Genomic DNA, 19189 nt, shown 5'->3' with positions numbered 1-19189 from the left:
TAGATGCGATTTTACTAGAAGTACAATTTGTAGTCGGTATAGCCAAAAATATTATCGCTTTCTAGCTTTTCAAGCGTTGCCGGTTTAGCTTCTAATGCAGAGTCCACTAATTCTAAAATCATCAGAGATGTACGCTTATCATTTTTCAATGCTTCCGGTGACATCCACTTTACATCATATAATTCATCCAACTGTACTTTGATTGATTGCTCCAGAGTATTTGCTGTTAAATAAAAAACTACCATATTATCACTAATATCATTCCTAAGAACGCCTGTCCGCAGACCCAGCAATCCCTGTAGTGAAGCTTCGATTCCTGTTTCTTCTTTTAATTCACGATGGCATGCTTGGTCAAGTGTCTCGCCTGGTTGGACAAACCCGGCTGGCAATGACCACATGCCATCAAGCCCACCGTACCGTTTCATTACAACGAGCCATTCACCGTTTTCATTCTCAACTAACCCGGCAACACCAAGCCAAACCTTCCCCCGATCTTTGTTACTCATTTAATCCCCCCATGTTTAAAGAAGGCCTATCGCTGTGCGAACACAACCAATAGGCCTTTTGTTATATTAGACATTAACAATTTTCAGGAGTTCCTGTAACTTTTGCTGTTCGGAACGATGAGCCGCAGCCACATGATGCAATGGCATTTGGATTGTCGATGGTAAATCCGCCACCCATAAGCGATTGTTTAAAATCAATGGTTGTTCCTTGAATAATTGGTGCATCTTCACTTGAAACAATAACTTGTAGTCCTTGTATTTCAAGAAGCTGGTCTCCCTCTTGACGGTCGCGTTCAAAGCCCATTGCATAGGAAAGGCCGCTACAACCGCCGCCTTTTACGGCTACACGTAAGAAAGATCCCTCTTCCTTATTGTTTCGCATCATTTCTTTAATATGAAATGCTGCTGCTTCTGTAATATTCACAACTTGTGTCATCCGTATCCACCTCTTTCTTATATATTCATCATATCAATTTTTGCCGTATCAGTAAAACGCTAACGCTCACAAAAAAATCAAATTTTCTTTTACACGTTTATGATATAATTCTACTATATTCACTATTAGAAATGGGGCTATTGCTATGGAGCTTTCTCCTTATTACGAAAAGCAAATAGAGTGTTTGCACTGCAAGCAACAATTTAAGACGATGAAAGTTCGTTCTAATTTCATAAAAGTAAAAGAAAATGAAAGTGATTTTCGCCCCATTTATGAAAATGACGTTAATCCATTATTTTATAATGTATTTGTATGTGAACATTGCGGTTTTTCTTTCACGGAAGATTTTTCAAAATATTTTGCACCTGGCGTCAAAGAAACTCTTGACCAGCATATTTCTGCACATTGGAAAAAGCACAGCTTTGCGGGCGAACGTTCGATTGCCGATGCACTTCAAGCCTATCAGCTTGGTCTAGTTTGCGGTAATTATAAAAAAGAAAAACATATTACATTAGCAGGGTTAGCTTTACGAATAGCCTGGCTATATAGAATGAGCAACCAAACAGAAATGGAGATCAGATTTATGAAAATTGCTAGAGAGCAATATATCGAATCTTATTCTGTAGAGGATTATAAGGGAACATCTATGAACGAGCTCCGGGTACTCTATCTTATTGCAGAGATATCAAGGCGTATGAGAGATAAAGAGCAGGCAATACGCTACTTCTCTAAAGTTATTGAGAAACAACGTCTATTTAATGAGCCTAAGATTTTGGAAATGGCCAAAGACCAGTGGCAGCGTATGCGTGAGGAAAAAGAAAGTTCATAAATAAAATAACAGGCTATCCATAACCAGTATTGACCGGTTCATGGATAGCCTTATACATACATTAGAATACTTGTTCTACTTCTACAACTCCAGGTACTTCCTCTAAAAGTGCGCGTTCAATGCCTGCTTTTAGTGTGATGGTAGAACTTGGGCAGCTACCGCACGCTCCAAGCAGACGCAATTTTACAATACCGTCTTCTACATCAACAAGTTGGCAGTCCCCGCCGTCACGAAGAAGGAATGGGCGCAATTTATCTAAAACCTCTTGAACTGAGTTAAACATTTCTGATTCTTGCACATGTTCTGTCATTTACTATCGACTCCTTTCCCTAAAATTATTATAATGTTTATAAGGTAAAAAATCCAATAAAGAAATGCGAGGCTTAATGGTAATGGAAAATCATTCTATTGCAATAGAAGTGTATGGTGCAAGCACCCAATGTGCCAGCTGTGTTAATGCACCATCTTCCAAGGATACGTATGAATGGCTTCAAGCGGCAATTGATCGCAAGTACAAACAACCGCTATACACCATCTCCTATATTGATATCGAAAAACCAATTGAGAATGCACGCCACAAAGAATGGGCTGAGCGCATTTTAAATGATGAGTTCTTTTACCCACTTGTGCTAATTAATAATGAAGTAATCGGCGAGGGTTATATTCAATTAAAACCAATCTATAAAGAGCTTGAACGATTAGGATTCCAGCAAGCCTAGGCTGTTGGGGTTCTTTTTTTATACCTAAATCTTAATAGCGATACTTAGCACATAGTTATCGCTAAGTGCTTGTGGTGTGTCTGTAGAAAATAAAAAAGAAACTACAATAGACGCAAAAGATAATAAACTTCTTTCTAAGTACTGCGATGTAAAGGTATTTTATAATAAACAGGATTTAAGTTATAAAATTGCAACTGGCCCAATGAAATTAGAAATCAGAGGCATCATAAGCGTTAATTACTATCGTGTATAACGGTAAACTAGTTGCACCACACCAGAAGAGAATGTTCTTGTGTCAACCAGGTTTAAATTCAATCTCTGTTTTATTTCAATGAACATGGGTTTTCCTTCACCTAAGATAACTGGATGAATAGATAATCTAAACTCATCAACAAGCCCTAAATTTATAAAAGTTGTAATAAGACTTGCTCCCCCATATAGCCAGATGTCTTTTCCAGGCTCATTCTTCAGTTTATTCACTTCTTCAGCGATATTTTCATTTATAAACAATACTTCATTATTAGCTTCTCTTTTTGTTCTAGAAAACACATATTTCTCTTTGCTATGGATCATTTCCCAAATTTCTTTTTCGGAATCTGAGTCATTGTCTTTAGGAATATATTGTCCCCATAAATCGTAGCTTTTTCTACCATATAAAATAGTATCAATTTGATTCAAGAAACTAGTAAACTCCATATCAGGATCCATAATGCACCAGTCAACTTCTCCATTTTTCCCTTCAATAAAACCATCTAATGTAACTGCTAAATCTAAAATAATTCTTCTTTGCTTCGCTTTAATCACCATAACTCTTCCACCTATTCCATTCATATATTTCTTCTGTACTGCATCTAATTTTAAAGGATAAAATCAATCATTCCTTTATCGCATGAATTCAAAAATCTCTTTCTCCATCTTCAATTCTCTCAGAGTCCCTAAAATCATACGCCGAATAATACATGTCTGTTTCGTTTTTTTCTAAATAAACAGCAATGAGATTATACAAAACCAACCCGTCCTTTCGAATTTTAAATCCTCTCCGAGATGACGATACACTATTTTATCAAAAATAAAAAATGTAAAAAAACAGGTAACAATTAAGTTACCTGCTACAAAAAGCTACTCATCTTCATGCAATTTTATTTAGACATTCTGCCGAATTAATTAAAATTAAAGTTTAACAATATTTGTAGCTTGTGGTCCGCGTTGGCCTTCTTCAACTTCAAATTCAACTTTTTGACCTTCGTCTAAAGATTTGAAACCTTCACCTTGGATTGCTGAGAAGTGAGCGAATACGTCTGCTCCGCCTTCAACTTCGATGAATCCGAAACCTTTTTCTGCGTTAAACCATTTTACTGTACCTTGTGTCATTTAAATGACCTCCATTAAAAAATTATTAATATATAAGCTTTTTAAAGAAAAAAATTCACATATTACAAAAAGTACTGAACAAACACGATTACTCTTTGTAATATGTAAATTCAAGTTATTTCTATAAAGTACTTTTATTACCTTAATAATATACCATGAATACACGTTTGTCTAATATTTAGATTCAAGTAAATAAAAAAAGCCCTATCCTCCACAAGAAGACAGGCTTTGAGCGTATCAATGAATTCTCACAGGTTGATTATACCATATATTTATCTATAGAGTATGCTTTAACATACCGCATATTTTACGCCACACACATTTTACTTTACTCGTTGAAGCTCGCGTTGATTTAAAAACCATTATGGATCGTGTTCGCACGAAAATTCAAAAACCGCTTATAACATTTATACTCACGTTTCAGAAAAATTAAAAAAGATGCTCAGGAGAAAATGGTGAATAAGTTTGGTGATTTGATGGAATTGTCCATTTCTAAAAGTGGAATGTGATAAATATGTGATATTTCATTAACTCAGCCAACATAAAAAAGCTAGGAACGCTGCTATAGCAACGTTTCTAGCTAATTATTAACCGTTGTGACGCTTATACATCCACAGCAGTCCAGATTTCATTAAACGAGCGATACGGCCTGTGACAGTCGTATCGGCCATATAAACAAAGCCTTGTTTCTTTCCTAGAGCTCCCATAAATCCTTTTAATTTAATTTCAGGCATTTTTTCTGGAAGAGACTGATTGCTCCAGCGTAGTTTAAGGACTTTGACGATATGCTCCGCTTGTTCTTCTGCAAGCTGAGCACTAGGACCAAATTGTGATGCCGCGCAATCCCCTACAATATAGACATGTTCATCATTTGGTACATTCATATATTGAGTAACTGCGATTCTTCCTTTGTCTAATTCTAACCCTGTATCGCGGACAACTTTTACTGGCTGGATACCTGCCGTCCATACAATGGCGTCTGCTACAATTTTCTCTTCGTGATTATAAAGTATCTTATCTTCTACTTTTGTAATATTTGATTGCGCTATGACCTCTACATTATGACGGTCAAACCATTTTTTTACGTAGTTGCTTAATCGCTCTGGGAAGTCCTTTAAAATACGCGGTCCACGGTCGAATAATTTGATTGTCAAATCCTCTCGACTTTCACGCAGCTCACTCGCAAGCTCAATGCCGCTTAGGCCGGCGCCGACAATAGCTACAGTAGAACCTGACGGAAGGCCGCCAAGCGCATTGTAAGTCAGACGAGAATTCGCCATTGTCTGGATGCTGTATGTTAGTTCGTCTGCTCCAGGTACATGGTGGTAATTATCTTCGCATCCAAGCCCAATGATTAAGTCATCATATGCAATTTCACGATTTTCATCTAGCACAACCACTTTGTTTTCAATATCAATTTTCACGATTTCACCATACTCTTTTGACAGGCGTTCGTGTTGGGGGAAATTTACGCGAATTTCCTTTTCAGGTGTTGTACCTGCGGCTAATGCGTAAAATTCCGTTTTTAGACTATGAAACGGGGTGCGGTCTACTAAAATAATTTCAATATCTTCAGGTAAGTTGTTGGGTAATAAGCGGCTTAGTACGCGCATGTTGCCGTATCCTCCGCCCAATAATACTAAACGTCTCATCGAAATCTCCCTTTTAACAATTTCGTCACATTTTCATCCCCATTATAACTGATTGTGATGTTTTTCACAATACACTTGTGAGAAGTTTCACAAATATAAATTGAAACATTAATCCGAGGGTTTTTCTTTAAATATTAAACAAGTATGTGGCGTTGAGGTTAAATTGATTAGGCAGAGAAATGTCGAATAAATAAAGATTAACGCATGCTCAACATTGACGAATATACAAAATAATAGTAGCATTCGAAATGAGGTGAGGTAGAATGAATCCCCTTGTTGAATTTTGCGTGAGCAATTTAGCAAACGGCTCTCAAGATACATTTGAAGCGTTAGAAAAAGATCCAAACATAGATGTGTTGGAATATGGCTGTTTAAGCTATTGTACAAGATGTTCAGAATCGCTTTATGCGCTTGTTAATGGCGAAATGGTAGAAGGCGAAACGCCGGAAGAACTGACAAAGAACATTTATCAATTCATAGAAGAAAATCCTTTATTCTAAGGAATGTTCTAGTGAGGCGGATAAATAGGTGCTATGAATCGAAGTGGAATTAACTTCGCTTTCCGCGGGCGAGCGTCGAGCCTGCTCGCTATCCCGCAGGAGTCTACGTTAATTCCCCTTCTATTATTCAAATTACCATTGCAATACCTAAAACTAATGCGAGAAGCGCCAGTGTCACTAACCATTATTCTTAATACAGTTTTATTTCAATACGAAGAAGGGACTTTCTGATTATCCACAGAAAGTCCCTTCTTTTTTTATTTAGTTAATTCCCGACCCATTCAATCAACGTGTCTACTGTAAATGTAGGACGCAATTCTTTTTTCTTTACGTCGTCTGTTCTGGAAACGCCGGTATTGACATGTAATGTATCGATTCCATACTGGATGCCACACATCATGTCTGTATCATAATTGTCGCCAATCATAATCATATCTTCTTTTTGCAGGTCAAAACTAGTACGTATGAGCTCAAGCATATTGCTTGCTGGTTTACCTATATAGAGGGGTTCGACGCCAGTTACTGTATGCACCATTTCGGCAAGTGCACCGTTTCCTGGTGCAAATCCTCTTTCAGTTGGATATTTTACATCAGGGTTAGTCACGACAAAGGATGCGCCATTTTGTATATCAAAACAGATATCTGCCAGCATATGATAGGTTAGTTCTGTATTCATACCTTGTGCAACTACATCCGGTTGTTCAGTGACTACTTCAACCCCCTCATCAAGTAAGGCTTGTTTTAAGCCATCTCCACCTAAAACTTTTGCAGTTTTTTGGGGATAAGCTGTTGCAATGTATTTTGCTGTCGCAATTGCTGAGGTCATAATCCGGTCAATGCTTGTTTCGATACCCATTTTTTTAAGTTTCTCTTGTACTTGGGCAGCAGTCATATTTGCATTATTTGTGGCATAAAAAGGCTCAATGCCTTTTTCTTTTAAATACGAAATAAAGGTCTTCGAATCCTCAATTACCTCTTTTCCTCTGTACACCGTTCCATCAAGGTCAAATATATACGCTAAATAGGATTTCATTTTACTCTTCACCTTCCGGGATAAAAGCAGTCACAGGGCCTAACTCATTTGTTAAGTAATCTTTCACCTTTGGAGAAAATTCTTTAATAGCAGCCAAGTTCTTTGTCAATACATTGACTACTTCTTCGTCGATTACATCTAAAATATCGCGTACAAGTCCGCGACGCAAGCCAATCAGTTCTTTCAACGGCTCGTCCATCTCAGAGGTAATAACTGATTCGTCCACTAAAATATCTATAATATCCTCATAACTGCCTGGATCTCGCATAATAAATCCATCAATCATGCTATTACCCACATCGATAATCGCCTCAATCAATATATTGGCAATGCGTTCAACTGCTAAACGGTGTACGCGGTCCTCTAGCCAATCATTACTTTGTTCATACGTAGTGATTAGCTCTTCCATATATTCTAGGTTTTTCACAATTTTTTTACGGTCAACAAAATACACTGTAAAGCCTCCAGTCACATGTTTAAGGTTGATAGTTTGTCCTCTTCTATAGTACCATAATTTTTAGGATTGGAAGGGGCTGCGTTCACATGGAAAGATTTTTCTTATACGATGATTTGGAAGAAACCCAAACAAGATTCGTCAGCTTTATGGGTGAAAATCAACGTTACGACTTAGCAATTATGCAAAGCGGACGTTTTTACGGTAAATTGCTCGTTCTTGATATGCAATATAGCCGCTTTGCTATTTTGGGTAGTGATGATTTGGATGAACCCGGCTATATAGAAGCTGTTTATAACCGTCCGCCTGAAGAGGCTCAAGAACTACGCGAATATTTATATGAATTAATCGGCTAAAAAAACAACGCTGGGGCAATTTACTGCTCCTGCGTTGTTTTTGTTTGCTCTTCTTCTATAGTTACCTCTTCTTGATTCGTCTCTGCATTTACTATTTCTTCCGTTTTCTTAGCTTTGCCCATTTTCTTTAAGACAAAGTAAGCACAGCCAAAGTTGCAGTACTCATATAAATAATCCTGCAATGTGCTAATGCGTGTATCAAAATTAGCTTTTTGATTTTTATCTTCGTAAAAACCTTTTAAGCGAAGCTGGCCATAGCCCCAATCACCAACAATATAATCATATTTGGTTAGAATCTCGCTATAGCGGCTATCAAAATCTTCTTGTTTAAATCCTTCTTTATGGTTTTCAATTAAATCATACATCCATTGGTCCGCTAAAATCATGTAAGCTCACCCTCCATTCTTATAAGGTGATTACGCTTGATCGCCAAGTGCTTGTTTTTCCTTTGTCGCTGCATTTACTTGCTCATCTGCATGGTAGCTACTGCGTACAAGCGGGCCAGCCTCACAATGTTTGAATCCTTTAGACATTGCAATTTTGCGTAGTTTGCCGAATTCTATTGGTGAATAGTACTTCTTCACAGGCAAATGTTTTTTTGTCGGCTGCAAATATTGGCCAATTGTCATGATATCCACATCATTGGCACGTAAATCATCCATTACTTCAATTATTTCTTCTTCTGTTTCACCAAGTCCGATCATAAGTGAGGATTTTGTCGGAATTTCTGGTTGCATTTCTTTTGCACGACGCAAAAATTCTAAAGAACGTTCATATGTAGCACGGGCACGAACTCTTGGAGATAATCGACGCACTGTTTCGATATTGTGATTTAAAATATCTGGCTTTGCATCCATTAAAATTTGCAAGTTCTCCTTCACACCGCCCATATCAGATGGTAATACTTCAATAGAGGTGAATGGGTTTTTACGACGAATTGCTCTTACCGTCTCCGCTAATACACCTGCTCCTCCATCTTTCAAATCATCACGTGCTACCACTGTAATAACAGCATGTTTTAGGTTCATCAGCTGTACAGAGTCTGCTACGCGCTCTGGCTCTGCTAAGTCCAATTCATTCGGAAGACCTGTTTTAACAGCGCAAAAACGGCATGCTCTCGTACAAACATCTCCTAGGATCATGAATGTAGCTGTACGGCGTTCTCCCCAGCATTCGTGAATGTTCGGGCATCTCGCTTCTTCACAAACTGTGTGAAGATTCTTCTCGCGCATTAATTTTTTAAGACCTTTATATTCATCATTGGTATTTAACTTGATTTTTAGCCAATCCGGTTTTCGAATGTGCTCTTCCTTTGTCGGTTTACATGTGGTCATGATGTAATCCCATCCCTTCATAAAAAAATAATCATCCCTGTTGTCAATTTATCATAACCAGTGCATTCAGACAACCGCGTCTAGGTTAATATAGCATTTATTGGATTTATTCAACTATAATTCGTCATCATAACCCTAATCCCTAGTGTGCATTTTCATTTTGCTCTTTATTTTTATTTCCTTCTGTAGGTATAGGTACTTCGACTGAAGGGGATGTGCTGCCGTCTTTTGAATAGACATTCGGAACACCACCTTTAATTAAAGTGGCTGCTACCGGATTTGTCTGCTCGACGATGGCTGATTTGCTGGCAAATGGTACAATGATTTGGACATTGACTTTCGTTTTAACACTGAGTTCTACGTATGCATTATTTATACCAAATTCTTTAATATTTCTTTCTACATCTACATTTACATGGCCGACTATATGAAAACGAATCGGAATTTTTGGACCTAAGTTGCCAAGCATTGGCATGCCTGTGGCTAACCCAAGGGGTACATAAAAAATAATTCCTCCATCCTTTTGCATGGCATCCACATCATATTCAATATTGTCAGCTTTCGGCAAATGATCTAAATTTCCACTTTCCGCTTCTTCTAAATAAGACTGCACTAATTTATATTTTTCGGAAATGATTCGGTTGATAGCTGCAGTATCTAATTTTGTATCTGTCATGCTTGAATCTCCATTACTATTAGGATCGACCTTTTCGATAATATCATAATTATTTTGTTCACCATCTTTATCGGCATAAATAGCTTGGCTAATTACATAAGACGCAATGCTATTGGTTTCAGCTTCCGCGTATTGTAAAAAGATAGGCATCAGGCGAACATTTATTATATAAAAGAAAAGAAGCACACAGCCTACAATGCTTCCCAGCACTACGGGCAAAAAGCGAGACCGTCTTACCACAAATAATTTCTTTCTTTTCTTCATTAAGCGCAAAAAGATACCTCCTAATCACTTATATGACTAGAAGGCATTTATTATTCAATATCAGGGACAAATGCATCGTCTATCGATTCAACAAATACTTCTGGACAGTCTGCGAGCAACAGCTCATAAGTTGCCTTCACCATCCTGCCGCTTTCTTCAAAAATCCGCAGCCATGGACGTTCTGGATTGTCCTTATATTGCTTGCAGACAATGCCTCTTCTGCCGTCTGACAAAAGTAGAACTGTGCCGTTTGGATAATAGGAGACCGACCGCCGAAAAGCCTCGACCACCTGTTCATCATACAATGTGCCACTGCCTTTTTTAATAATCTCTACACCATGCGATGGCATCATCTTTTCTCGATAAACCCGGTTGGAGGTCACTGCATCAAAGACATCTGCTACAGCTATTATTTTTGCGTAGGGATGGATTTCAAAATTTAATAAGCCACGAGGATAGCCACTACCATCCAATCTCTCGTGATGCTGAAATGCACAATGCGCTGATAATAGGGAAATCGTATGTAAGTTTCGAAGCAAGTCAAACCCAAATTGGGCATGCTGCTTCATTGTTTCATATTCTTGATCTGACAGCCTGTCCGGTTTTGAAAGTATGGCCTGTGGAATCATCATCTTTCCAACGTCATGCAAAATGGCCCCAATGCCAATTTGGCGTAATTCTGTTGCACTGTAATTCATCTCTTTTGCAATAGCGATTGAATAGATCGCAACTTGCATAGAGTGCTGATAAATATAATGATCATAGAGGAAAGCATCACTTAATACAGTAAGAACCTCGCGGCTTTTCATGATATTATCAAGCAAATCATCAATAATGCCCGCAAAGTGCTTCGATTCCTGGTCTAAGCAATAGGTCATTTCCTTCCCTTTTACATTTTTCAATTTATTAAATGAGGAGGAGATTTGGGTGACTGCTTTTAAACGCATATCAATAGGAATAGCTTCTTCTATTTCAATATTGGAGGAAATCTCATCATCAATATAGACATAGTGAATATTCAACTGTTGCAGCCGCTTAATCATAGGTTCAGAAACCTTTGCTCCTTTTTGCAATAGTGGTCTATTCGCCTCATTCCAAATTGTTCTGCCAATAATCATACCTGCTTTTAAAACTGTAGTTGTTATCAACCGCATGGCTTTTTCCCCATTCTTTCAAAGTCAATCTAATTAAAATAATACTTATTTGACTACTTTTTTTCCATATAAAATCAGAATATCACGTAAGAATTGTGGTAACAAGTATGTTTTAGGCAACTTTTTGAACTCTGGAAAGAAAAATCCAAATGTAAACATATCCAACGTTGCCAGCTTGTATACCTTATGATCAGCGGCTTTTTCTCCATTTATATATAATTGGCCATTTTGCAGGGAACATCCGTATGTTAACATTTTGCCAAGAACTACTCCTCGAAACCCTAGGCCTTTTAACTCATTATAGGGCCATTGGATAGATTGATCTATCAGCTCTAAGGATTGTTTTAATTCATTCCCGCTAATTTCAATCACACAAGCGTTGATGGGATGTGGCAAACATTGATGTACTTCAAATGCAGTTACCTCACCCTTAGGCAAATCACGTAGAAAAATCCCAGCGTTAAACAAAGCACAATCTGCTTGTGAGAATTCTAATAAAGCTTCTGCAAAATAACGGGATAGCGCAGAATGATGGAACCATTCCTTGTTTAAATATTTTTCTGCTATAAAGACAGGATAATTCAACAAGCTCTTTCCTTCTTCTATCAGCTTTGTATTAAATGATTTCTCATCTTTTACAGCTGGCATCTCGGTTGTAGGCTGAAGTTCAGTTTCTTTTCTCTCCACTTTTTGATGGCTTTGATTATAAGTAATTACTGTATGACCTACATAAGTTCCATACTTTCCGCCGCCCGTTAACAATGTTTTGCCCACTACTTTTCCTTGTTGAAGAACATGGTGGGTGTGTGAGCCAAAAATAACATCGATTTTAGGGCATAGCACTGCAAGCTGTTCATCCATATGAATGCCTAAGTGAGACATGCAAAGAACGAGATCCACTTCTGAATGAATCGCCTCAACCGTATCTTGCAAGGATTTCAATGGCTCATCTATTGACCATCCAAGCGGCTCATAATACGTTTTAAATTCAGCTGTAGCAGCTACTACTCCTATTTTTGTACCCTGTGCTGTTTGATAGATGGTATATGGCTTTGCCCAGCTAGGTGTCTGACCATCAAGTTTCAAATTGCCCACAATAACATCGAATTGAGCATTTTTATATAAACTATTTAATCCATCCTTTGAGAGAGTTATGCCTTCATTATTTCCAATTGTTACTGCATCATAATGAGCATTATTTAACAGTTTGACATTCCCTTGGCCCAATGTAGCTTCAGTATAAATATGCGAACGATCAATAAAATCGCCGATATCTAAGATAAAGCAGCTCTCCCCTTTTTCCTCATGTAGCTTCTTTTGTTTTGTTAAAAATGCTTCCGTTCTTGGCCAATAATCCAGATGGCTATGCACATCATTTGTATGGTATATATGAATAGTCTCTAACATGCAAGCACCTCTCTAATTCCCGACAATTCCTTCATAAATTGAATGAACTCCGAGAAGTAATAATATAATTCTTAATAATACAACAAGCATTTTTGAATTAATTTTTTTATTTAATGCTGCTCCTATTTTCGCCCCTATATAGGCACCCGGAACGACTGGCAGCACGTAAAGCCAAGGTACATGACCAAGGTAAATATGGCTGGCAGAGTTAATGATTGATGAAAGAAATACCATAAACATGGAAGTCGCAATCGCAACATGTGGCGGGAACAAAAATAAAATAATCATTGCTGGAACAATCATCGAACCGCCTCCGATGCCAAATAGCCCAGAAGCAAAGCCAATAAGAAACGTTAAGGAAACAGCAAACCATAATGGATAGCCATACTCATAGCTTTTACCATCAACCTCATCTACAAAAATCCGCTTCTCGCCATGTTGTACAAACCATTGAACAGGCTTCATATAGTCTCGAAAAAGAAGAATAGCTGCTAAAACAATTAACAATATACCAAAGTAGAAATTAAAAGACGGCAGATTGATTCCTTTATTGACATACGCTCCTAGTATAGTACCGGGCGCACTTCCTATAAAAAATATTAACCCACTTTTATAATCCACCGTTTTTGATTTCATATACGACAAAGTAGAAGATAATCCAGTCGCAATCATCATTACCACAGAAAGACCAACCACTTTTTGCGGTGTCAAATCGGAAAGCATTCCAGTTGCGGAACTGATGAATAAGGCAGCTGGCACCAAAATAGCACCACCGCCAAGTCCTACAAGCGCACCAATGATTCCTGAACAAACACCAATGACTGCCAATAATACATATGCCATTCGTTACTCTCCTTCAAAAAGATCCAATTGTTTTGGAGATAGATCTTCAAATTCGATGCCTAGCATCTCTTTTAATGTATGCGCATTTTTCGCTGCATGATGGCCTGAGTTGTTATTAAATAATACATACACTTCTTTGCATTGCTGCTGCAAATCTTCCACAGCTTCTTTCAATTGAAGCAATTCCTCTTGATTGTAATCATAAAGAAAGCGCACTTTTCTCCACTGCTCACTATTGCCAGGATTTCTCCAGCCATAAATGTTCCTGCCGTGTATGCGCAGCAATACCTTATCGGCTGTTGCGACAGGAACGAGAGGAACAGAGCCTACGCCTGCTTGCGGCTCATCACACACTGTATGGCAAAGATCTTCCAGTTTTAAAAATTGAAGCGTATTATCCCGCCATTTTTCGCTATACCATGTCTGATTTCGAAATTCGATGGCTATGGGAAAGTCCTTCAGCTGCTGTTTCACATAGCGGATATAGTCAACATTGCTCTTTTTACAATCAAACCATGGTGGAAATTGAACTAAAACTAGCGCCAATTTTCCTGCCTCTTGAAAGGTTTGCGCTGCCTCTTTAAAAGCACTGAACATCTCTTCCTTGCTTTCAAAAGGTATGTCGTCACGCAAATGCCCCGTCATCCCTTGATATGCCTTCACCACAAATTGAAAATGCTCCGGTGTCTCCGCAATCCATTTTTCGATATTATGTTTAGAAGGAATCGCATAAAAAGAAGTGTCTACTTCAACAATGGGAAAATGGCTGCTATAATCATATAATTTATCCTTGGAAGAACCTTTAGAACGATACAAACTTGGGTGGTCTCCCCAACCAGTTAAACCAATTTTAATCATATTTCCCCTCCTAAACTTTCTTTATCTATCATATCATAGGGCTGTTTACGAATTATATTAATTCAACCAGTAACCCCAATTTCTCTTCGAAGTAATCTAGCATACTCCATCTTGCTCCTCACCTCTTCGTAGTTTTTAAGAATTTACCCTTTTCTCCAAAGTGATAAAATGATCAGCATTAAATAACTTCAATTTTGTTTACATTTTATTATTTAAGGTATGTAAGAAGTAGAGGTTTTCCGTCCGAAAAAAATAAGAGGAGCGATTCATCTAATGAACAATTGGTACACAGCATTAAAAGATTATTTTCCTGAAAGTGAATTAAAGTCGAAAGAACACTTTGATAAGCTTTTAGCTGATAAAGGAAAGTTTTACAAAGTTGAAGAAGGTCCTAATTTCGTTCTCGTATACTTTGAAAAAGAGGATTTCGTATTTGTCGATTTCATCTTGGTATACAGTGGAGGTAGAAGCAAGGGAACCGGAAGTAAGGTACTAAATCACCTAAAGCAGAAAAAGAAACCTATTATCCTCGAAGTAGAACCAGTTTCAGCCGACTCCCCCGATACTAGGAAACGTGTCCGCTTTTACGAGAAATCTGGATTTAGAAGAATGAATGATGTTGAATATACACGGATCCATCCAGTCACAAAAGAGGTAATTGATTTGGACCTATTCTACTGGTCTCCAACAATAAAATCACCGCGTTGGGCTATCGACACAATGGAAACTGTTTACAAAGAGATTCACAGCTATGATTCTGAGGAAATATACGATGCACCCCCTCAAGCTGTTGAAGATATTCTCTCATTAAAAGAAGATAACTATCGTCAAGCGAAATAACATATTTCATATTTAAAAGAAATAGAGTCACCTAGCATAACTTTTAATGAAGTAGAGCAGCCCTAGAAATTAATTCCAATTATAAAATTTTCGTCTTAATTTTTGTTTAAAAGTGTTTTAAAGATTTCGGGAGTAAAAAATTCGACTTGTGCGAATATACACTGAGTCCGAGGTGGAAGAAAAACATTTCAGTCACTGCAGGATGGAATTGGAATCTAAAAATTATTATAAAAAGAACACCTTGTATGCTGTTAAAAACTAGGTGTTCTTTTTGATTATATTTTATTTTTAATAGATAGTCCCGAATTCTATTTTATCATTATGATTTTTAAATAGTTCTCCAATTGTCATTCCGTCGACTTGTGCTATTTTAATAAATTTATTGATATCATGTGTGTAATCACATAATTCTTCTGAATCTAATATTAATGATCGACCGTCCTGAAAGTTTGAAATAAAGTATTCCTTATTTTTATAAGTAAATTCAATTTCATGTCCAATTTCTAGGAGTTGCATAAGTGTTTCGAATGTAGCGTTTTCTAAATCGTATTTTTGTTCTTCTTTCATTTGATCGCCTCCTATTAGCCTGAATGTATTCCATTTTGTTTTAGGTTTTGACCTAGGCTTTAGAGTAGTAGGTTTAGGTTTGAATTAACCACCTAGCCTTTATATTTGCTTTTCAAAAGCAAAGTGAGATGTATTACGTAAAATAATAAAAAATAAACTAAGTGCTAACATAATACCTATACTTGAAAAAATTAAAGCCACTGCCTGTACTGACCACCATTCGGCAAACAAGCCTATACAAAAGGTAAATGTGATCTGAAGTATACTTTGGCCAAGGCTTAACGTGCTGCTAAAGCGCCCCATCAGATTTGTCGGTATAGTTTTTTGAAAGAATGTATCATACCCTGTATTGCTGAATGCCATACAAAAGCCAAGTAGCATAAGGCTAATCACAGCAAAACGGATGGAGTGTGATGCGTAAAAAGAAAAATAACTAAAGAGAGTCAGGGTCAGGCCGCAACCAATATACAAGCTGTAAGAAAAGCATTTTGCAGCAGCTGTTGCCATCACTCCTCCTAAAATAGCTCCGACGCCCGCCATCGTTACTGTGATGCCATACAGGCTATCAGATGCTAACAAGTACTGTTTAATAAATGTCATTTCCTGCGAATCTAAAGCGAAAGCTATCATCAATGCAAGAGAATAAAATATAAAAAGTAGAAGATAGGGCAACTTTTCTTTACAATATTCCCCTACGTGCTTAAAATCTTCCCGTATCAAATGCACTGTTATTCTTTCGTATTTTTCATCTGTCACTAGTACATTGATAGGTAATAAAAAGATAAGCCATGCACAAGCAAAAAATGATAAGCCATTTACCCACATGGCAACTGATGTATTTGTCGCACCTATGATGAAACCTGCGAGCGCTGGTCCCAGCATAAAAGAGCCAGAACCGATAGTACTATTAATCGCATTGAAGCGTTGTTTATCCTGATCATTGACTAATTTTGCAATGAGGACTGTACTGCTAGGAGCAAAAAAACAACTTGCAATATTAGCAATCCCAATGAACAGATAGATCAACCAAACGGATTGTGCAAAAGGCATTAGACAAACAATGATACCTCGCACAATATCACTCCAGATGATGATACGTCTTTTATTATGACGGTCAATAAATGTCCCAGCGAAAAAATTACACAAGATACGGGCTACAGGACCTACAATAAAGAGTCCTGACACAGCTGCTGGTGAATGAGTTAGATGCCATACTGATAAGTTTAAAGCAATTAAATAAATCCAGTTGCCTAAATTAGAAATCCCAAATCCGGTTAAGAGTAGTAAATAGTTTCTGTTTAACACCATTGCCTCTCCCCCTTAATGACTCAATAAACTTCGAGACTTTTCACTTGCTTTAAAAGCTCTACGATAACAAGCACTTGCAGGTTTATACTTGCAGACGCTCATAAAATGTTGCCCAAAGGGGGACATAAAACAGTATTAGCTCTAAATGATTCTGTTCATCAAAATAAATGAAGGCACGTCGTTCGATATCTTGCAGTTGTTCCAAAGTATGATCTTCTGGATGCAATGCCATAGATAGTAACTCCCATTGATAGAGATGATGGCCAATTGAAAAACGCTCTTGTGGATAGCAATCGAATAGCAAGCTAAGCGTCTCAAAATCATTTGCTCTATAACTCGCTCGCATCCAATTGATAACAGTATGTAAATCTTCTAGATAGTCATTGGCTTTCTGGTAATGTTGCTGGGCACGCTCATAATCTCCCTGACTTTCAAAACTAAATGCAATATTATTCATTAATGAGCTGTATTGTCGTGCTGTCTGAATTTCTTGTACATGGCTCAACAAATTCATACCAGCCTCAAATTCTCTCATTGCTTCGCCATATCGGCCAAGTGCATTCAAGATTACACCTTTCATGGAATACAGCTTTAATTGAAAGAGTGGCTTGTAAAAATGAGTAAATGATTGATTTGCTCTTTCAATATACGTTAAAGCTTGTTGAAAGGCATAAGCTCGGTGTGCGGCGAATGCTAAATGGTAATCATAATTAGCTAATTCAAATTGGTTTGTGGTAAGCAATAAATGACGTAAATGCAGCTTATCTTCTCGTTCTAAAATCGCGGTATAGTTCATAGTCGATAAATAAAAGTATGTAGAAGTTCCAATATACATTTGGGTTTCCCTATCCTGTTGCCAGGAAATAAATATTTCGATCTTTTGCAATTGGTCCTTAGCTTCTTTTAAATAATCTATTGAAAGGAGATAACGAATATAGACAAGTTTAGCGCGTAATTGCAACGTTCGATGCAATTCATTCGACTGCCAGGATACTAAGTCATTCAACTCTTGGTCGTTTAATGTTTGATTTGAAAGAAGCTGTTCATAAAAATTCTCTAGTTGCATATTCACCTGTTTTACTTGTTTTTGCTCTGTTATAAAATTAATGCCAAGACGCTCAAATAACATGGTATAAACATTCTCGTCAGCCATCACAACTTCATTTTCTATTCGGCTCAAATAAGAAGCTGTACAAATCCCAATTGCTAAATCATCTTGCTTTAGCCCTTGCATTTGCCTGTGATATTTAATGAGTTTCCCCCAATATTTCTCTTTCTCCATTCGTTGTCACCCCTTATAATATAGTGTAACAAAAAGAGATGTTTAAATATTGTGTAAATGAAGATTACAATCGATACTTAAGCATAAAAGCTGGGCCCACTTACACAATCGTAATAGAAAATAAAAAAGGCCACATATTGATGTGGTCCCTGATCGTTTAATATTCTGTAAGGCTTTGATCCTCCCAAAAGAACTCGCCTGTTTTTTTAATCACATTTTCTATAAAAGAAACAAATGATTCTTCTGTTTCTTCTGGCAGGATATGGCCCACATAGATTGCACCTTGTGAAGAATATTTCGTAACTAATGCGTCACTTATCATAATATAGCCAACATCCGGGTACTCCCCAATAGGATAATCCTTAGTAGGTTCAAGATCTTCTTCTTTAAAATCCTTTTGTACAATCAAAAAATTTGTGCGGATTTCATCTAAACTAAAAAAAGTATAACTAGTAAGGTAAGAACTAAACAATGTCATGCCATTATGAAGTAGTAAAAAATCTCGATAGTCAATAGGCATTGTAATACCCAATTCCTTTTCTACTAAATTAATCTCATCTTCTGTTGCAGCCTCATTAAATGTACATACCTCACGCAGAATTTCTTTGTCATCTATGTCCAATATTCCAGTAGGTTCAAGTCTTGTAAAATTCTCGTCTAACTGACTTTTTAGTTCATCTAAAACGTCTTTAATTTTAGTAATGTTAAACCCTCCTTTTCTTTTAAATGTTGGTAATGCAAGTGTCTTATCTGTAGTTGAACTTTATATTATAGCAAACGACTCATAAGTACAATTTTAC

The 19189-nt window shown here is 37.3% G+C and carries 25 protein-coding genes; 6 read left to right on the top strand and 19 right to left on the bottom strand.

All coding sequences use genetic code 11. The features are described from left to right. Window positions 1-14: 14 nt before the first annotated feature. Complete coding sequence (locus RST01_RS10075; RefSeq protein WP_147196435.1) at window positions 15-506, bottom strand: NUDIX domain-containing protein; 492 nt, start codon at window positions 504-506, stop codon at window positions 15-17. Between the two features lie 73 nt (window positions 507-579). Further along, window positions 580-942, bottom strand: coding sequence for a HesB/IscA family protein (locus tag RST01_RS10070; protein WP_147196433.1), 363 nt, complete (start codon window positions 940-942; stop codon window positions 580-582). Window positions 943-1087: 145 nt separating this feature from the next. Between RST01_RS10070 and RST01_RS10065 the strand changes: the two genes are divergently transcribed. Next, the gene (locus tag RST01_RS10065) at window positions 1088-1771 is read left to right on the top strand and encodes a DUF2225 domain-containing protein (RefSeq protein WP_147196431.1); all 684 of its coding nucleotides are present in this window, start codon (window positions 1088-1090) and stop codon (window positions 1769-1771) included. 61 nt (window positions 1772-1832) lie between these two features. On the opposite strand, the gene RST01_RS10060 is transcribed toward RST01_RS10065, so the two are convergent. Next, window positions 1833-2081 carry a NifU family protein gene (locus RST01_RS10060; RefSeq protein ID WP_223823599.1) on the bottom strand — a complete coding sequence of 83 codons (249 nt, stop codon included), beginning with the start codon at window positions 2079-2081 and terminating at the stop codon, window positions 1833-1835. Window positions 2082-2163: 82 nt separating this feature from the next. Here RST01_RS10060 and RST01_RS10055 point away from each other — a divergent pair, with 82 nt between their 5' ends. Continuing rightward, on the top strand, window positions 2164-2490 hold the full coding sequence (locus RST01_RS10055) for a YuzD family protein (RefSeq protein ID WP_147196428.1): 327 nt from the start codon (window positions 2164-2166) through the stop codon (window positions 2488-2490). Between the two features lie 240 nt (window positions 2491-2730). On the opposite strand, the gene RST01_RS10050 is transcribed toward RST01_RS10055, so the two are convergent. From RST01_RS10050 to RST01_RS10040, 3 genes are all read right to left on the bottom strand, one after another. Continuing rightward, a complete protein-coding gene (locus RST01_RS10050; RefSeq protein ID WP_147196426.1) occupies window positions 2731-3297 on the bottom strand; it encodes a dihydrofolate reductase family protein in 567 nt (188 codons plus the stop codon). Between the two features lie 363 nt (window positions 3298-3660). Continuing rightward, window positions 3661-3861, bottom strand: a complete 201-nt coding sequence (locus tag RST01_RS10045) for a cold-shock protein (protein ID WP_147196424.1) — start codon at window positions 3859-3861, stop codon at window positions 3661-3663. Between the two features lie 587 nt (window positions 3862-4448). Continuing rightward, window positions 4449-5513: an NAD(P)/FAD-dependent oxidoreductase gene (locus tag RST01_RS10040; RefSeq protein ID WP_066789215.1), complete on the bottom strand. Its 1065-nt coding sequence runs from the start codon at window positions 5511-5513 to the stop codon at window positions 4449-4451. Between the two features lie 263 nt (window positions 5514-5776). Here RST01_RS10040 and RST01_RS10035 point away from each other — a divergent pair, with 263 nt between their 5' ends. Both RST01_RS10035 and RST01_RS10030 read left to right on the top strand, forming a co-directional pair. Further along, the gene (locus RST01_RS10035; protein ID WP_066789217.1) at window positions 5777-6013 is read left to right on the top strand and encodes a YuzB family protein; all 237 of its coding nucleotides are present in this window, start codon (window positions 5777-5779) and stop codon (window positions 6011-6013) included. Between the two features lie 33 nt (window positions 6014-6046). Further along, window positions 6047-6244, top strand: a complete 198-nt coding sequence (locus tag RST01_RS10030) for a hypothetical protein (RefSeq protein ID WP_147196422.1) — start codon at window positions 6047-6049, stop codon at window positions 6242-6244. Between the two features lie 34 nt (window positions 6245-6278). Here RST01_RS10030 and RST01_RS10025 read toward each other — a convergent pair whose 3' ends face one another. Next, window positions 6279-7046, bottom strand: coding sequence for a TIGR01457 family HAD-type hydrolase (locus RST01_RS10025; RefSeq protein ID WP_066789219.1), 768 nt, complete (start codon window positions 7044-7046; stop codon window positions 6279-6281). A gap of 1 nt (window position 7047) precedes the next feature. Further along, on the bottom strand, window positions 7048-7500 hold the full coding sequence (hepT, locus tag RST01_RS10020) for a type VII toxin-antitoxin system HepT family RNase toxin (protein WP_147196420.1): 453 nt from the start codon (window positions 7498-7500) through the stop codon (window positions 7048-7050). A gap of 89 nt (window positions 7501-7589) precedes the next feature. Here hepT and RST01_RS10015 point away from each other — a divergent pair, with 89 nt between their 5' ends. Beyond that, on the top strand, window positions 7590-7856 hold the full coding sequence (locus RST01_RS10015; protein WP_066789222.1) for a DUF3055 domain-containing protein: 267 nt from the start codon (window positions 7590-7592) through the stop codon (window positions 7854-7856). Window positions 7857-7876: 20 nt separating this feature from the next. Here the strand turns inward: RST01_RS10015 and RST01_RS10010 are convergent, their stop codons facing one another. From RST01_RS10010 to RST01_RS09980, 7 genes are all read right to left on the bottom strand, one after another. After that, window positions 7877-8242 (bottom strand): YutD family protein, encoded by a 366-nt coding sequence (locus tag RST01_RS10010; RefSeq protein WP_147196418.1) that lies wholly within the window; start codon window positions 8240-8242, stop codon window positions 7877-7879. Window positions 8243-8272: 30 nt separating this feature from the next. Continuing rightward, window positions 8273-9190 (bottom strand): lipoyl synthase, encoded by a 918-nt coding sequence (gene lipA / locus RST01_RS10005; protein WP_147196416.1) that lies wholly within the window; start codon window positions 9188-9190, stop codon window positions 8273-8275. 142 nt (window positions 9191-9332) lie between these two features. Further along, window positions 9333-10130 carry a sporulation protein YunB gene (gene yunB / locus RST01_RS10000; protein WP_147196487.1) on the bottom strand — a complete coding sequence of 266 codons (798 nt, stop codon included), beginning with the start codon at window positions 10128-10130 and terminating at the stop codon, window positions 9333-9335. Window positions 10131-10180: 50 nt separating this feature from the next. Beyond that, window positions 10181-11284: an HD-GYP domain-containing protein gene (locus RST01_RS09995; RefSeq protein ID WP_147196414.1), complete on the bottom strand. Its 1104-nt coding sequence runs from the start codon at window positions 11282-11284 to the stop codon at window positions 10181-10183. Window positions 11285-11329: 45 nt separating this feature from the next. Continuing rightward, window positions 11330-12691, bottom strand: coding sequence for a bifunctional metallophosphatase/5'-nucleotidase (locus tag RST01_RS09990; RefSeq protein ID WP_147196412.1), 1362 nt, complete (start codon window positions 12689-12691; stop codon window positions 11330-11332). Window positions 12692-12703: 12 nt separating this feature from the next. Continuing rightward, window positions 12704-13534: a sulfite exporter TauE/SafE family protein gene (locus RST01_RS09985; RefSeq protein WP_147196410.1), complete on the bottom strand. Its 831-nt coding sequence runs from the start codon at window positions 13532-13534 to the stop codon at window positions 12704-12706. 3 nt (window positions 13535-13537) lie between these two features. Next, window positions 13538-14392, bottom strand: coding sequence for a DUF72 domain-containing protein (locus tag RST01_RS09980; protein ID WP_147196408.1), 855 nt, complete (start codon window positions 14390-14392; stop codon window positions 13538-13540). 273 nt (window positions 14393-14665) lie between these two features. Between RST01_RS09980 and RST01_RS09975 the strand changes: the two genes are divergently transcribed. Then, on the top strand, window positions 14666-15232 hold the full coding sequence (locus RST01_RS09975) for a GNAT family N-acetyltransferase (protein WP_147196406.1): 567 nt from the start codon (window positions 14666-14668) through the stop codon (window positions 15230-15232). A gap of 288 nt (window positions 15233-15520) precedes the next feature. On the opposite strand, the gene RST01_RS09970 is transcribed toward RST01_RS09975, so the two are convergent. The 4 genes from RST01_RS09970 to RST01_RS09955 form a co-directional block, all read right to left on the bottom strand. Continuing rightward, entirely contained in the window at window positions 15521-15799 is a 279-nt protein-coding gene (locus RST01_RS09970; protein ID WP_147196404.1) for a hypothetical protein, read from the bottom strand. Window positions 15800-15898: 99 nt separating this feature from the next. Next, the gene (locus RST01_RS09965) at window positions 15899-17107 is read right to left on the bottom strand and encodes an MFS transporter (RefSeq protein ID WP_147196402.1); all 1209 of its coding nucleotides are present in this window, start codon (window positions 17105-17107) and stop codon (window positions 15899-15901) included. An 82-nt stretch (window positions 17108-17189) separates the two neighbouring features. Then, window positions 17190-18389, bottom strand: coding sequence for a helix-turn-helix domain-containing protein (locus RST01_RS09960; protein WP_147196400.1), 1200 nt, complete (start codon window positions 18387-18389; stop codon window positions 17190-17192). Between the two features lie 157 nt (window positions 18390-18546). Further along, the gene (locus RST01_RS09955; protein ID WP_184117583.1) at window positions 18547-19011 is read right to left on the bottom strand and encodes an SMI1/KNR4 family protein; all 465 of its coding nucleotides are present in this window, start codon (window positions 19009-19011) and stop codon (window positions 18547-18549) included. Between the last annotated feature and the right edge of the window lie 178 nt (window positions 19012-19189).

It is taken from the genome of Rummeliibacillus stabekisii (assembly GCF_007988965.1).
Taxonomy (GTDB): Bacteria; Bacillota; Bacilli; order Bacillales_A; family Planococcaceae; genus Rummeliibacillus; species Rummeliibacillus stabekisii.
The sequence above is the reverse complement of the archived record's forward strand: the minus strand, read 5'-3'. Positions and strand labels throughout refer to the sequence as shown.